Consider the following 13,582-nt stretch of genomic DNA (forward strand, 5'->3'; position numbering starts at 1 on the left):
GTGACTATAGTCGCCCCTATGGACGAAATTCTCGAACGTGCTCATGTGGTTGCTCTCCCCATGCGGGTGAAGTTTCGCGGCATTACGGTCCGCGAGGCGGTGCTTTTCGACGGCCCCAAGGGGTGGGGGGAGTTCTCGCCGTTTGTGGAATACGGTGTGCAGGAAGCGGCCCAGTGGCTGCGGTGTGGTTTGGAGATGGCTTTTCAAGGGCCGCCTCCGATGATTCGCGATGCCGTGGAGGTCAATGCAACTATTCCAGCGGTTTCTCCAGATCAGGTCCCAGAAATTCTTGCCCGTTACCCGGGGTGCACAACGGTCAAGGTGAAAGTTGCGGAAGGCGATGATGCCGCACGCGTTGCTATGGTGCGGGAGGTGCTGCCTGATGCGCGCATCCGTGTGGACGCCAATCGTGGGTGGACGGTAGATCAGGCCGTGGCGGCGTCGAAACGCTTGGGGGAGCTGGAATACATGGAGCAACCCTGTGCAAGTGTTGCGGAGTTGGCTGAGCTGCGGCGGCGAATTTCGGTGCCGATCGCTGCGGATGAGTCGATTCGCAGGGTCAGTGATCCCTACGAGGTGGCGCGGCTCCATGCGGCGGATGTTGCGGTGGTAAAGGCTGCACCGTTGGGTGGACCGCGCAATATTGTGGATATTGCCAAGTTTTATCGGCAGCGCGGCTTGAGCCTTACAGTGGCGAGCGCCCTCGACACTGGCATCGGGATGAATGCTGGTATAGCTGTGGCCGCGGCTATCGACTCCAATCCAGCGGGGCTTGCTACGCAGCGACTTTTCGTCGAGGATGTGACCGAGCCACGCACGATCGTGGACGGCAAGATGTCAGTGGAGATGCTGGCCCCTGATCCGGCGCGCTTGGCGGAATTCGAGGTCACTGGCCCGCGCCGGGATTGGTGGTTGGAGCGGGTTCGGGGCGCGTTAGAATGTCTGCATGACTTCATCCCCTGAGCTTGCCCGCGCAGTCGCAACGACCCTTGCCCGCCACGTCACTGACGTTGTTATTTGTCCTGGGTCGCGGAATTCTCCGCTGTCTTTGGAACTAATTGCTCGCGATGATATTCGTGTGCACACGCGTATCGACGAACGCTCGGCGGCGTTTTTGGCTCTCGGACTTGCACGTTCTAGCAAGCGTCACGTTGCTGTGGTGACTACCTCTGGTACCGCTGTGGCTAACTGTGCTCCTGCGATGATTGAGGCGGCGTATTCTCATACTCCGTTGATTATGGTGTCGGCGGATCGTCCTGAGCGCCTGCATGGTACGGGGGAAAATCAGACGATTGAGCAGCGTGGCATTTTTAATGTGGTGGACACGGATCATGTGGTTGATGTTGCTGATCTTAGCTCCATTTCTTTTGCGCGCAATGTAATTCATATCAACGTTGCATTGGATGTGCCACTTGTGGATGTGTTGCCTGAAGTAGGTGATCCGGTGGTGCGCGTTCGTGACGTGATTGAGGTTGATCATGGTGAAGTTGTGCTCAATCTAAATCAAAGAATTCTCGTGGTAGCTGGCGATGAGGGGTGGGAAGTTCCTGGATTGGAGGACGTCCCTACAATTGCAGAACCATCGGCTCCGGCGCCGTATCATCCGGTACATCCGCTGGCTGCTCAAATCTTTGCGCACAAGGAAATTAAACCCGAACATATTGTGGTGGTGGGGCACCCTACGCTGCACCGTGCGGTGCTGTCTTTGTTGGCCGATGTTCCGGTAACGGTGCTGACTAAGACCGATACGATCACCGGCAATCCCCAAGCGGTAGGCAGTCGTGTGAAGGTGACGGGGGAGTTGGATAAGCGTTGGTTGCAGATCTGTGAGGATGCATCGACGCTGTGTGCGGATCGGGTAAGGGAAGTGCTGGAGGAGCACGGTTTTACTGGCCTGCATGTTGCGGCTGCGGTTGCAGACACGATGGCTGTAGGTGACACGCTATTTTTGGGTGCGTCAAATCCGGTTCGCGATGCCTCCTTGGTGGGCATGCCACTGGGCGGAGTGGATATCTTCGCAGCTCGTGGGGCTGCGGGTATCGACGGCACCGTGTCGCAGGCGGTCGGCGTGGCGCTGGATGTGCAGCACCGTGACGCGACGGCAATTCGTGCTGATCGCACGGTGGCGCTGATGGGTGATGTGACATTCTTGCATGATGTTGGAGGCTTGTTGGGGGCACGTCCAGAGAATCTGACTATTGTGGTGGCAAACGATGACGGCTGCGGCATTTTTGAAACGCTTGAGATTGGGGCTCCAGAGTTCCGCCCCAGCTTTGAACAGGCCTTTGGCACCCCGCATGGTGTGCACATCGAGGCAATTGCGGAGGCCTATGGGGTGAACTACCTGCGTGCGGAAACACTGCCGGAGTTGATTGAGGCGTTGATTGATACGACGGATAGTGCCGGATTCAATATTATTGAGGTTGTGACTACGCGTTCGACGCGTCGCGATATTGATAAGGCTCTCACGCTGTGAAACGCCGCCTCCATCAACTTGTCCTAGCTTTGTATGCGGCAGCCGTCTTGGGATGCGCCAGCATGGTTATTGGCCCTGCGATCAATGACTATCACATTGCGCGCAATTCAGGTCGAGTTCTTGCAAAAGTACTGGATGTGGGTACTTTCCGCACGACGGTTGAGTATCAAGACGAGGACAATATGTATCACTCTCCCAAGGGCGGATTGATGTATCCCACCGGCCTTGGACGCGGACAACGCGTGTGGGTGAACTACAGCAAGGACAATCCTGACCTAGTCAAGGTGGAGGGCCGCGCTTGGACGCTGTCGATCATCCCAGCATTGAGCATTTGGGTGGTTGCAAGCCTCATCTTTGCTGGTTTGTGGTGGATCGTGGGCCGGCTGTGAAAGTCGCTATCGTCACGGAGTCCTATCTTCCCAATATCAATGGGGTGACTAACTCCGTGCTGCGGATCGAGGAATACGCCAAAGCACATGGGCATGAGGTACTGGTCATTGCGCCGCGCATATGCGTCAACGTGATTCGTACCTTGCCTATCGGCCTGCCGGTGGGCGTCGAAAAGCAGCTTCGGGCGTTTGATCCTGACGTAATTCACTTAGCGTCGCCCTATGCTTTTGCTGCGCGGGCGGCGTTTATTGCTCAGAAAATGGCGGTGCCGTGTGTGGCCATCTATCAAACCGATGTGGCTGCCTACCAGCAGCATTATCGCCTCACATGGTTAAAAAACGTGCATTGGTCGTGGATGAGGGCGTTCCATAACCGCGCGGCCTTGACATTGGCTCCGTCTACACCGGCGAAAGAGCAACTGGAAAACCACGGAATCAGAAACGTACACCTCTGGGGTAGAGGCGTTGACACTGAGCTTTTTCATCCGCAACCAAAAAATAACCCCAAAAAGGTTGTGGGCTACGTGGGCCGGCTCGCACCTGAAAAGTCGGTGCACCGCCTAGCAGCGCTTAACCACCGCGACGACCTTGAGGTGGTCATTGTGGGCGATGGCATCCTGCGAGAGCAATTAGAGCGCGCGTTGCCGAATGCTCGATTTTTAGGTCAGCTGCGGGGAGAGGCGCTGGCCCGCGAATACGCGCGTTTCGACGTCTTCGTCCACACTGGGGATCACGAGACTTTCGGTCAAACCATCCAAGAAGCCCATGCCAGTGGTGTGCCGGTTGTGGCACCGCGCTCTGGTGGGCCGATTGATTTGATAACACCTGTCAACGGGGTGTTTATTACAGAAGGCATCGAACAGGCCGTTGATTATGTGCTTGTGCATGACTTTGATCCGCGGTCGACAGTGGTGACGTGGGAGACTGTCTGCAGCCAGCTCTTCGCCCATTATCGTGATGTTGTTACACTGGACAACCGTGGCAAAGGCATCATTGGATAAGAAGCCCCTCGACATTGCAGAAATGTTCGACGGCGTGGGCAAGAACTACGACATCACCAATACGGTGTTGAGTTTTGGGCGCGATAAAAAGTGGCGGGAAAAGACCCGTGAGCGTCTCCAACTCAAAGCGGGTGAACGCGTGCTCGACCTTGCGGCAGGAACAGCGGTGTCTACCGTGGAACTCACCCGATCTGGTGCATGGGTAGTTGCGTGCGATTTCTCCCAAGGCATGCTGGCAGCCGGTAAGGATCGCAATGTTCCCAAGGTTGTGGGCGACGGCATGAAGCTGCCCTTTGCTGACAACTCCTTTGACGCTGTCACCATTTCTTATGGTTTGCGCAACGTTCATGACTTCCGTATGGCTTTGCGCGAGATGGCGCGAGTAACCAAGCCTGGTGGTCGCATTACCATCGCAGAGTTTTCCACCCCGAACCTGCCTGGTTTTAAAACCATCTACAAGGAATATCTAACCAAGCTACTGCCATTAATCGCCAAGGTTGTAGGCACCAACCCAGAGGCTTATGAGTATTTGGCGGAATCGATCCGCGCATGGCCGGAGCGAGAAGAACTCGCCGCGGCCATCAATGAAAACGGCTGGCACGATGCCGGCTGGCAAAATCTCAGCCTCGGCATCGTTGCCCTTCACTCGGCTGTTAAGCCTTCCGAACAGTCTCGCGGATAAATTCTGCGGACTTATGCAGCTGCTCTAGCTCCCATTCGTTGAGCTGGGGCAGCATTTTGCTTCCAGCACCTTCGTGAGTGATCTCGGTGGGGATGGAGAGCGAAACATCCTCGAGGCCGTACTCGCCGTGGAGTGGAGTACAGATGGGGTGTACAGCGCGCTCATTGAGTAGTACGCACTTGGCTAGCTCGTTGGCCGAGCGGGCTACGCCAGCATTGGTCCAGCCCTTTGACAGGAGGACGTCGTAAGCCGCGCGAACGACCTTTTCTTGCATCTCTGGGGCAGTTGGTAGTGGCTTTCCGTGCCAAGCTTCTAGTTCCTCCCAGCGCAGGCCTTGCACGTTGACCTGGGAGAGGATCGGTACGGAGGTAGAGCCGTGTTCGCCCATCATGTAGCCGGTAACGGACTTGGGATCAATGCCCAGCTCAGTGCCGATGATGTAGCGCAGGCGTGCGGAGTCCAGCATGGTGCCCGTGCCAAAGACCTTGGGGTAACCGAACTCGGTGGCTGCGATATGAACCATTGCGTCCAGCGGATTGGTAATCACAATGAGTACCGGTGGATTCTCGCCGACATTCGCGGTGATATTTGTCATTACATCGCGGATAACTGCGCCGCTGATCTGTGCGAGTTCAGAGCGGTCTGGCATACGGGTCGGATCGTTAGGGTCTGGGACGATCGATTCGCCGGCTGCGCAGATAATAACGTCGGCATCGGCGCAGTCTGCGTAGGTGCCCTCGTGGCAGTAGGTGTTGGTGGTTCCCGGAACGCCGGTGGCTTGAGCTAGGTCAACGGCCTCGCCGAGCGCTACTCCTAGTTTTGTGTCGATTGTGGCAATTTCTGCATACAACCCCGATGCCATGGCGTAGCTCAGTACGTATGAACCCACATGGCCGAGGCCTATCACTACTAGCTTGTTCATGCCGTCGAGCTTAGTCCCACAATGGGGACCCGCCACGGATTTTTGTCACACCCCAACCGGCTGCTCGCCACGCGCGGGCCACGATGTCTTTGTCTTCCTCGGTGACCAAGTTACCCATGAGTCGTGCCGCAGAAGCCATCAACGGGGTGCGCAAGGCAATAGGTCCGGTGAGCGGAAGGAACTGGGGGTAGGTGAGTAGGCGTGCTGCGGTGCGCGCCAAGAGGAACGCCTCACCATAGGTTTCTCGCAAAATGTGTGGCCACTCCAAGGGGTTATCAAGGTGAGCTACGGCCAGGGCTGCGGTTTCGAGGCCGTAGTCGATGCCTTCACCGTTGAGAGGGTTCACGCAAGCGGCAGCATCGCCGATGAGCATCCAGTTAGGTCCTGCGATGGTGCTGACTGCGCCGCCCATGGGTAACAATGCTGAAGCCACCCGTTGGGGGGTGCCAAATTCCCAGTCTGTCTGCTGGCTGGCGTAGTGACGCAACAGTTTCTTGGTATTGATTTTCGCTGGGCGCTTATCGGTGGACAGTGCGCCGCAACCCACATTGGCGGTGCCGTCGCCAAGCGGGAAGATCCATCCGTAGCCGGGCAAGGTGGTGGAGTCGTCGCGAAGCTCGAGGTGCGAATGCATCCATGGCTCAGTGCTGCGTGGTGTGGTGCAATAGGAGCGCGCCGCGATACCGTACACCTCGCCGCGGTGCCATGTGCGTCCCAGCAGTTTTCCAAACGTGGAACGGACACCATCGGCCACGATGACGCTTCGTGGCTTGACGACGTGCCCATCGGACATGGTGACACTGCGAATCGCGGAATCAATCTCTACCTCAGAGGCAGTAGCCGTCCACGTCGTTGCGTGCTGTGCTGCCATTTCCCACAACATGGCATCGAATTCCATACGCGGCATCGCGGAGCTTACTTGGCCAAAGTGTGATTCCGGCCATGGGACGGTGACCGAACCGCCAAAACCATGCAGTTTCAGGCCGAAGGAGCGATAACGAGAGGTCACATTCACCCCAAGTGCCTCTAGTTGATGTACTGCGCGAGGCGTTAAGCCATCTCCGCAGGTCTTGTCGCGTGGGAAGGGTTGGGCGTCGATAAGCAATACCGAATAACCTGCTTTAGCTGCATGGATAGCCGCCGCCGAGCCGGCTGGGCCACCGCCGACCACCAGAACATCAACCGAAAAAGGGGAATTACTCACGCGCCCCATTGTGGCATGTATGTGTAGAAGTACGAGTATTTCGACTACGGTTAGGGGGTTAGCTGAACACGAGACAAAGGTAGTTGAGGAATGGGCAACGGTACGCGAGTTGATCTCGGCGAGCAAAACCTCAATGAGGAGATTGCGGCCGGAATGATCCGCGTCGAGGATCTCTTACGGGAAGAACTTTCCAAAGGAGAAGATTTTCTCGTAGAAAAGGTCATGCACCTAGCGGAGGCAGGCGGGAAACGATTCCGCCCGATGTTTGCGCTGCTGGCATCACAGTATGGCTCGCAGCCAATGAGCGAGAACGTTATCAAAGCTGCGGTGGTGGTGGAAATGACCCACCTCGCCACGTTGTATCACGACGACGTGATGGATGAGGCCGACAAACGCCGTGGCGTTGATAGCGCCAACTTCAGGTGGAACAACTCCGTAGCTATCCTAGCTGGAGACATCCTCCTCGCGCACGTGGCACGCCTCATGGCCGACCTTGGTGTAGAAACCGTGGCGCACTTCTCGGAGACGTTCGCAGAACTGGTCACCGGTCAGATGCGTGAAACCATCGGCGCCCGCGATGGTGATTCCATCGAGCACTACCTCAACGTGATCAATGAAAAGACTGGCGTACTGATTGCTTCCGCTGGCTTCCTTGGCTCTATGCATGCGGGAGCCCCAGCCGAGCATGTAGAGGCATTGCGCGCCTACGGCCGGGCCATCGGCATGGTTTTTCAGATCGTCGACGACATCATCGACATTTTCTCCGATACCACCGATTCCGGTAAGACCCCTGGCACTGATCTTCGCGAGGGCGTGTTCACCCTCCCCGTACTCTATGCGCTGAGCGAAGACACCGCCGTTGGAGAAGAACTGCGCTCCATCCTCACCGGCCCGCTTACCGACGACGCCACCGTCGCGCGTACCCTCGACCTTCTTGCCCGTTCCACAGGTCGCGAACGCGCGCTTGCCGACGTCCACCGCTATCTCGAAGAAGCGGAACGTCAGCTGGCCCTGTTACCTCAGAACTCCACCACGGATGCCCTTCGTAGTCTTGCGCGTTACACCGTGAAACGAGTCGGATAACCTGCGGATTTGCGGTTTGGCTAGGGTGCTGTGCTAAATTCTATCAAGCACGCCAGGTTGCCCGAGCGGCCAAAGGGAGCGGACTGTAAATCCGTCGGCATTGCCTACAGAAGTTCGAATCTTCTACCTGGCACAGTGTAAACCCCGTCACTTTTCAAGTGGCGGGGTTTTTCGTTTCTCCGATTGCTTGGGTTGGCTTAAGGGGCAAAAGGGGATGCGGACGGAATCTTGGAGGATTCCATTATGAACCGTTCCTACACCAACACGCAGAAGCGCACAGCACTGCGGGTCTACAAACGCACACAATCAGTGACTAAAACAGTCCGCGAACTCGGCTACCCAGGCAGATGGACCCTGTATAAATGGCTACGCGAGCCCAAAACCCCACCACAACCACGTAAACAAGCCAAAACCCTGACCCACTACCCATACGAAGTCAAACTTCGCGCAGTAGAACTTTTCCACAATGGTTGGCGACCAGCTGATATTGCCCAGGAATGCTGCCTGCACACTCACGCCAGCGTCTATGCTTGGGCGCAACGCTACCGTGAGGAAGGACAATGGGGCTTGATGTCGAAAAAAGAACGCGCAGGCCATGGCCGCATCCCTACTAAAGCAGCACTAGAAAAATCATTGCCGGATAATCCAACACAGTTAAAACAGCAGATGGCCACGCTGCTGGTAGAAAAAGCCGTGTTGGAAAAGGAGCTGGAAATTATAAAAAAAAGACGTAAGCGTCATCCCCGGTCAGCTGAGTAATAAGCACAAAACCGACGTGGTTGACGCTTTGCGTAGCACGTTTCCATTAGCCTGACTTGGCTCATTTTGGTGTGTTGTAGTTCATATTGACGTTTCTGCCTGTGGGGTTGGGTATCAGAGTGCGGGTTTTGTCTGACTAAGCGGGTAGCGGTGGGGTGCCGGTAGGCTGTTGAATATGTCACCGAGTATCCGCCGGGTCCCGACGGCGTCGGGTGCGACCGCTGTTCAAATCATCTGGCGGTACCGCAACCGCAAACCTGAAATCGAACACGTCGGCTCCGCCCATACCGACCACGATCTCGCAGCGCTGATGGTCAAGGCTCAGCGGCTTGTCGATGGCGAGCAAATTTCACTTGACCTCAAAGTGTTGCCTTCTGCGGTTGCTGTGTCTGGAACAGGCACGGTTGATAATCCCGTCACGGTATCCGGTGAACGCGCAGGTCTTCTCCTAGACGCGATTCGCGGGGCCTTCCAACTCCTTGGCCTGGATACGGCAAGCGGCAAGGACGAGGTGTTTTTCAACCTGGTCCAAGCCCGTATTATCTCGCCGGGTTCCAAGTTTGATTCCATTGAAACTCTGGCAGAAGTCGGCGTGGCCTCGGCTTCATACGCGACTATAAAGCGCTACCTTCCGCGGTATGCCGACAAAGACTTCCGCGACCAGATAACCCACGCGCTAGCCACACACGCGGCCATTGGTCCTGGTGTGATGGTTCTCTACGATGTGACAACCTTGTATTTTGAAACTGACGTGCCCGACGAGCTACGCAAACCCGGGTTTAGTAAAGAACGCCGACTCGAACCCCAGATCACTGTCGGGATGCTCACCGACTCCACCGGCTTGCCCTTGGCGATCGGCGCGTTTGAAGGCAATCGTGCGGAAACGCACACCATGTTGCCAATGATCCTGCGTCTTAAAGACGCCTACCACCTTGACGACATCACGATTGTTGCTGATGCTGGCATGTTTTCAGCCGCCAACAAGACCGCGATTATCGATGCCGGGTTGGACTACATTCTGGGCACGAAAGAACGCGAAATCCCAGAACCAATTAAAGCCTGGCTAGATGCAGCGGAAGGGCGCAGCTACACCGACTACGACGACGGACACATCTGGACCCACCGTCACCACAGCGACAAACGCCGCACCAGCGGCAAACCGCAGGCAGTGACCTATTACCAGTATTCCTACGATAGGGCTCGGCGCACAAGGCGCGGCATCGGCGAACAACTAGATAAAGCCCAGCGTGCTGTTGACGGAAAGATACCCGTCAAGCGGAATCGATACGTCAACCTCAAGGCCCCGAATAAGCAGGTCAACCACACCCTAGCCAACAAGCACCTAACCCTGGCCGGGATTAAAGGATACGAGACCTCACGCACAGACTTAAAACCCCAGGAAGTCATCGGTGCCTACCGGCGCCTGTTCACGATCGAGAAATCGTTCCGAATGGCGAAATCAGACCTGAAAGCCGACCGATTTATCACCGTAAAGAAGACTCCATCCACGCACACCTAACCATTGTGATGGCCGCGATGGCCACAGGCCACGTGTTGGAACAAGCCACGGGCCTGTCGTTGAAGCGATTAGTGCGAACCCTGAAGAAATACCGGACGTTTACCGTCGAAATCGCAGGCCAGACCCTCCATGCACAAACCGACCTGCCCGCTGACATCCGCGAACTCACCGAAAAGCTGCCCCAACCGTCTGACTAAATTGAGCCAAGTCAGGTTAAAACAGCAGATGGCCACGCTGCTGGTAGAAAAAGCCGTGTTGGAAAAGGAGCTGGAAATTATAAAAAAAAGACGTAAGCGTCATCCCCGGTCAGCTGAGTAATAAGCACAAAACCGACGTGGTTGACGCTTTGCGTAGCACGTTTCCATTAGCAATGCTGCTCGCTGCTAGTGGTCTTGCTGCATCCAGTTTCTATTACCACCTGAAAAAACGACGCATGCCTGATAAGCACGCAGCTATTCGCAGCACGGTGCACCGCATCAGTTCTGATTCACATAATACCTATGGTTATCGCCGTATCTGGTGGCAATTACGACATTTAGGCATAACTATCAGTGAAAAAGTAGTTCGCAGGCTCATGCGCGAAGAAGCAATTACGGTGCGGTTTCCGAAGCGGAAGGTGAAATATTCCAGTTATCAAGGAGAAATTTCTCCGGCTCCACCGAACCTGGTCAACCGTTGTTTTCATGCCACTGCTGCGAATACGTTGTGGCTGACTGATATTAGTGTTTTCGCTGCGAATGAGGGGCGGGTGTATTTGTCTGTGATTATTGATTGTTTCGATGGCAAAGTCGTTGCTGCTAAGACGAGTGTGAATCCCACTATGGAGTTAGCAGAATCTACGCTGCAGGCCGCTATTGATGCTGAGGGTCTTCCACCGGATGGTTCATTAGTGATTCATTCAGATCGTGGTGTGCATTACCGTGGTCGGAGTTGGCATAGTCTGACTGCGAAATATGGCATCGTTCGTTCGATGTCGAAAAAGGGGTGTAGTCCTGACAATGCGGCATGCGAGGGGTTTTTCGGGCGGATGAAAAATGAGATGTATTACGGCAAGAGGTGGCAGACAATCCAAGAGCTTGACGATGCCATTGCTGCTTATATCGAGTTTTATAACAATCATCGCATTAAAGTTAGTCTCAATGGTATGAGTATCGCGCGTTATCGCATGGCTGCGGTAGCGTGAGGTTGAAAGTGTCTAACAAAACGTCCGCATCCCCAATCGTGTGTATGTCGGTGACATTACCTACCTGCCGTGTAAGGGTGGCAAGAACATGTATGTGGCCACAGTCATTGATACCTATTCGCGTAAACTTGCAGGTTATGCACTCGCGGATCATATGCGGGTCTCACTGGTCATCGATGCTCTAGCCCACGCACATGGTGTGCGGCAGCCTTGACGGGGCTGTATTCCATTCCGATCACGGCAGTGTGTACACCTCACAGGCGTTTGGGACCACTGCGCCCAGCTTGGTGTGCGCCAATCTATGGAAGCAGTGGGAACGAGTGCTGATAACGCCCTAGCAGAATCCTTTAACGCCACCTTAAAGCGTGAAGTACTGTGTGATAGGAAACTCTTTGACAATCCGATGACCTGCCGCTGGGAAGTCTTCCGGTGGTGCATGCGTTATAACACGCGCCGGCGGCACTCGTGGTGCAATCTTGTAGCCCCTGATGACTTCGAAGCCGAGACTTCAGTTACACTGACCAAAGCAGCATAGCTAACCTCGACGTGTTCACTTTCCGGGGGCCAGGCCCAAGTCCGTGCTGCGTAGATTCCGGTCTAAGCCACGCAAACTGGACACATATGCAGCATTGCGTGATGCGGTGTGGGCGATGTTGAAGAAGTGGTATTTACCGGTGCAGTTTTCCTAAAGGTTGCGTCTAAACGTCCCTGACGATGACACTGTGAGGGTGTGTCCTGAAACTATCTATATGTCGTTGTTCTTCCAAGCTAAAGGCGAGTTGAAGAAAGAAATCGCTGCATGTCTGCGCCAAGGCCGTGCTGTGGAAAAGCCACGCAACCAGCGTATTGCCCGCCAGCGTTTTAGCGATCCCATGGTGATGGTTTCCGAACGGCCAGCAACGGTTAACGACCGCGCTGTTCTAGGTCATTGGGAAGGCGACCTCATTTTGGGCAAGGGAAACAAATCAGCTATCGGCACGCTTGTGGAACGCAGCACCAGATACGTCATGCTGCTGCAGCTGCCCAACGGGCATGGTGTTGTAGAAGTGCGCGACGCGCTCGTCGAGACTATCCAATAGCTACCAGCACACCTGTGTGGTTCGCTGACGTGGGATCAAGGAAGTGACATGGCCGGTCATAAATCATTTACCATTGCCATCGAGTGTCTGGTGTACTTCTGTGATCCAGGGTCACCTTGGCAGCGAGGAAGTAACGAAAACATCAACGGACTTCTGCGTCAGTATTTCTCCAAAGGTACTGATCTATTCGTCCATACCAAAGAAGACCTCGAGTTCGTTGCTATGCAACTTAACGACAGACCGCGCGCAACCCTTGGCTTTGTCAAACCAGCCGAAAAAATGGCTGAACTGCTAGACTATGCCACCGAAATCTAGAATCGTGTTTCCACAACCACTAGAATCCGCCTGGCCCCCGGATTCTAGGGGTCGTGCCCTTAAACGCATTAAGGTCATAAAAAACATTCAAAAACATGCTTTGAACTGGGGATTTGTGTTTAAACAATGATTCGGGTTAATCTTTTGGAGGCTTCAACGGAGCGGGTCAGAAAAACTGACACAAACTAAAGAGGCTGTGCCCCCTTAGCTCAGTCGGCAGAGCGTTTCCATGGTAAGGAAAAGGTCGACAGTTCGATTCTGTCAGGGGGCTCTGTTCTTTTATCTGGGGCTTACCGGATAAGGGAGTGGGGCGGTGTAGCTCAGTGGTAGAGCAAACGACTCATAATCGTTGTGTCGAGAGTTCAATTCTCTCCATCGCTACTATCTTTCAGAAATGAAAGAGGCGCCTAGGGGCGTAGTTCAATTGGTAGAGCAACGGTCTCCAAAACCGTAGGTTGCAGGTTCAAGTCCTGTCGCCCCTGCAAAATGAAAGCGCTGAGCACTTACGTGTTCAGCGCTTTTTGCTTAATTGCTATTCTGATATAGTTTCTACGTCGTACCAATTTTCAACATCAAGGAGAGCTGTGAGCGATCAACAGCCACGCCCAACGGGTAAGCGCCAGCTTGCTGGTGTTAGCACTACGTCCACCGCTTCCTACGAGGCGAAGAAGGTCGCCCCAACGGGTGGCGATGATGAGCGTAACGGGAACAAGGTTGTTTCTTTCGTCCCTGAAGTAGCTTCAGAGATGAAGAAGGTTATTTGGCCCACCGCACAGCAGATGATGAGCTACACGTTGATCGTGTTTGCTTTCCTAATCTTGGTTACCGCATTGGTTGCAGGAGTGGACTTCCTTGCCGGCCTCGGAGTTGAGAAGGTGCTTACTAAGTAGGTAAGCTACTTAAAAAGGTTTTATATCCCGCAGATCCTCGGATCGGCGGGATAATTTATTGGGTAGACTTCTGGAAAAAC

At 54.8% G+C, this 13,582-nt stretch carries 9 protein-coding genes, 4 tRNA genes and 5 pseudogenes; 16 read left to right on the forward strand and 2 right to left on the reverse strand.

Annotation, left to right across the window (positions count from 1 at the left end):
- From ABMV07_RS02080 to ABMV07_RS02100, 5 genes are read left to right on the forward strand one after another with little or no spacing between them, the layout of a single operon-like run.
- Positions 1 to 963: an o-succinylbenzoate synthase gene (locus tag ABMV07_RS02080; RefSeq protein ID WP_088266432.1), complete on the forward strand. Its 963-nt coding sequence runs from the start codon at positions 1 to 3 to the stop codon at positions 961 to 963.
- Positions 947 to 2,476, forward strand: a complete 1,530-nt coding sequence (gene menD, locus ABMV07_RS02085; RefSeq protein ID WP_088266433.1) for a 2-succinyl-5-enolpyruvyl-6-hydroxy-3-cyclohexene-1-carboxylic-acid synthase — start codon at positions 947 to 949, stop codon at positions 2,474 to 2,476. The genes ABMV07_RS02080 and menD overlap by 17 nt, the downstream gene beginning before the upstream one ends.
- Complete coding sequence (locus ABMV07_RS02090) at positions 2,473 to 2,865, forward strand: DUF3592 domain-containing protein (RefSeq protein WP_014311222.1); 393 nt, start codon at positions 2,473 to 2,475, stop codon at positions 2,863 to 2,865. Before menD ends, ABMV07_RS02090 begins: the two co-directional genes overlap by 4 nt.
- A complete protein-coding gene (locus ABMV07_RS02095; protein ID WP_196977183.1) occupies positions 2,862 to 3,866 on the forward strand; it encodes a glycosyltransferase family 1 protein in 1,005 nt (334 codons plus the stop codon). The genes ABMV07_RS02090 and ABMV07_RS02095 overlap by 4 nt, the downstream gene beginning before the upstream one ends.
- Positions 3,844 to 4,548 (forward strand): demethylmenaquinone methyltransferase, encoded by a 705-nt coding sequence (locus tag ABMV07_RS02100; RefSeq protein ID WP_196977184.1) that lies wholly within the window; start codon positions 3,844 to 3,846, stop codon positions 4,546 to 4,548. Before ABMV07_RS02095 ends, ABMV07_RS02100 begins: the two co-directional genes overlap by 23 nt.
- Here ABMV07_RS02100 and ABMV07_RS02105 read toward each other — a convergent pair.
- Both ABMV07_RS02105 and ABMV07_RS02110 read right to left on the reverse strand, forming a co-directional pair.
- Positions 4,520 to 5,470 carry an L-lactate dehydrogenase gene (locus ABMV07_RS02105; RefSeq protein ID WP_197692205.1) on the reverse strand — a complete coding sequence of 317 codons (951 nt, stop codon included), beginning with the start codon at positions 5,468 to 5,470 and terminating at the stop codon, positions 4,520 to 4,522. The two genes, ABMV07_RS02100 and ABMV07_RS02105, sit on opposite strands and share 29 nt — an antisense overlap.
- A gap of 10 nt (positions 5,471 to 5,480) precedes the next feature.
- Positions 5,481 to 6,683 carry a geranylgeranyl reductase family protein gene (locus ABMV07_RS02110; RefSeq protein WP_197692206.1) on the reverse strand — a complete coding sequence of 401 codons (1,203 nt, stop codon included), beginning with the start codon at positions 6,681 to 6,683 and terminating at the stop codon, positions 5,481 to 5,483.
- An 81-nt stretch (positions 6,684 to 6,764) separates the two neighbouring features.
- Here ABMV07_RS02110 and ABMV07_RS02115 point away from each other — a divergent pair, with 81 nt between their 5' ends.
- The 11 genes and pseudogenes from ABMV07_RS02115 (at position 6,765) to secE (ending at position 13,502) form a co-directional block, all read left to right on the forward strand.
- Positions 6,765 to 7,757 carry a polyprenyl synthetase family protein gene (locus ABMV07_RS02115; protein ID WP_088266438.1) on the forward strand — a complete coding sequence of 331 codons (993 nt, stop codon included), beginning with the start codon at positions 6,765 to 6,767 and terminating at the stop codon, positions 7,755 to 7,757.
- A 51-nt stretch (positions 7,758 to 7,808) separates the two neighbouring features.
- Positions 7,809 to 7,890, forward strand: a tRNA-Tyr gene (locus tag ABMV07_RS02120).
- A 110-nt stretch (positions 7,891 to 8,000) separates the two neighbouring features.
- Positions 8,001 to 8,568: pseudogene (locus tag ABMV07_RS02125) on the forward strand (terminase gpP N-terminus-related DNA-binding protein); the annotation flags it as partial.
- Positions 8,569 to 8,691: 123 nt separating this feature from the next.
- Positions 8,692 to 10,232: pseudogene (locus ABMV07_RS02130) on the forward strand (IS1634 family transposase).
- Positions 10,189 to 11,218 (forward strand): annotated as a pseudogene (locus ABMV07_RS02135) (IS3 family transposase); the annotation flags it as partial. The pseudogenes ABMV07_RS02130 and ABMV07_RS02135, both read left to right, overlap by 44 nt.
- A gap of 31 nt (positions 11,219 to 11,249) precedes the next feature.
- Positions 11,250 to 11,753 (forward strand): annotated as a pseudogene (locus ABMV07_RS02140) (IS3 family transposase); the annotation flags it as partial.
- A 28-nt stretch (positions 11,754 to 11,781) separates the two neighbouring features.
- Positions 11,782 to 12,612, forward strand: a pseudogene (locus tag ABMV07_RS02145) (IS30 family transposase); the annotation flags it as partial.
- Between the two features lie 198 nt (positions 12,613 to 12,810).
- Positions 12,811 to 12,883: transfer RNA gene (locus tag ABMV07_RS02150), tRNA-Thr, on the forward strand.
- A gap of 38 nt (positions 12,884 to 12,921) precedes the next feature.
- Positions 12,922 to 12,993: transfer RNA gene (locus ABMV07_RS02155), tRNA-Met, on the forward strand.
- A 28-nt stretch (positions 12,994 to 13,021) separates the two neighbouring features.
- Positions 13,022 to 13,094 (forward strand) — tRNA-Trp (locus ABMV07_RS02160).
- Positions 13,095 to 13,196: 102 nt separating this feature from the next.
- On the forward strand, positions 13,197 to 13,502 hold the full coding sequence (secE, locus tag ABMV07_RS02165) for a preprotein translocase subunit SecE (RefSeq protein WP_004566656.1): 306 nt from the start codon (positions 13,197 to 13,199) through the stop codon (positions 13,500 to 13,502).
- Positions 13,503 to 13,582: the final 80 nt, after the last annotated feature.

Source organism: Corynebacterium belfantii (assembly GCF_041898185.1).
In the GTDB taxonomy this organism is placed as follows: domain Bacteria; phylum Actinomycetota; class Actinomycetes; order Mycobacteriales; family Mycobacteriaceae; genus Corynebacterium; species Corynebacterium belfantii.

Excerpts from the sequence above, each read along its gene's own strand:
- menD (WP_088266433.1), top strand. The coding sequence starts at position 947 with ATGACTTCATCCCCTGAGCTTGCCCGCGCAGTCGCAACGACCCTTGCC.
- ABMV07_RS02105 (WP_197692205.1), bottom strand. The coding sequence starts at position 5,470 with ATGAACAAGCTAGTAGTGATAGGCCTCGGCCATGTGGGTTCATACGTA.
- ABMV07_RS02110 (WP_197692206.1), bottom strand. The coding sequence starts at position 6,683 with ATGGGGCGCGTGAGTAATTCCCCTTTTTCGGTTGATGTTCTGGTGGTC.
- ABMV07_RS02115 (WP_088266438.1), top strand. The coding sequence starts at position 6,765 with ATGGGCAACGGTACGCGAGTTGATCTCGGCGAGCAAAACCTCAATGAG.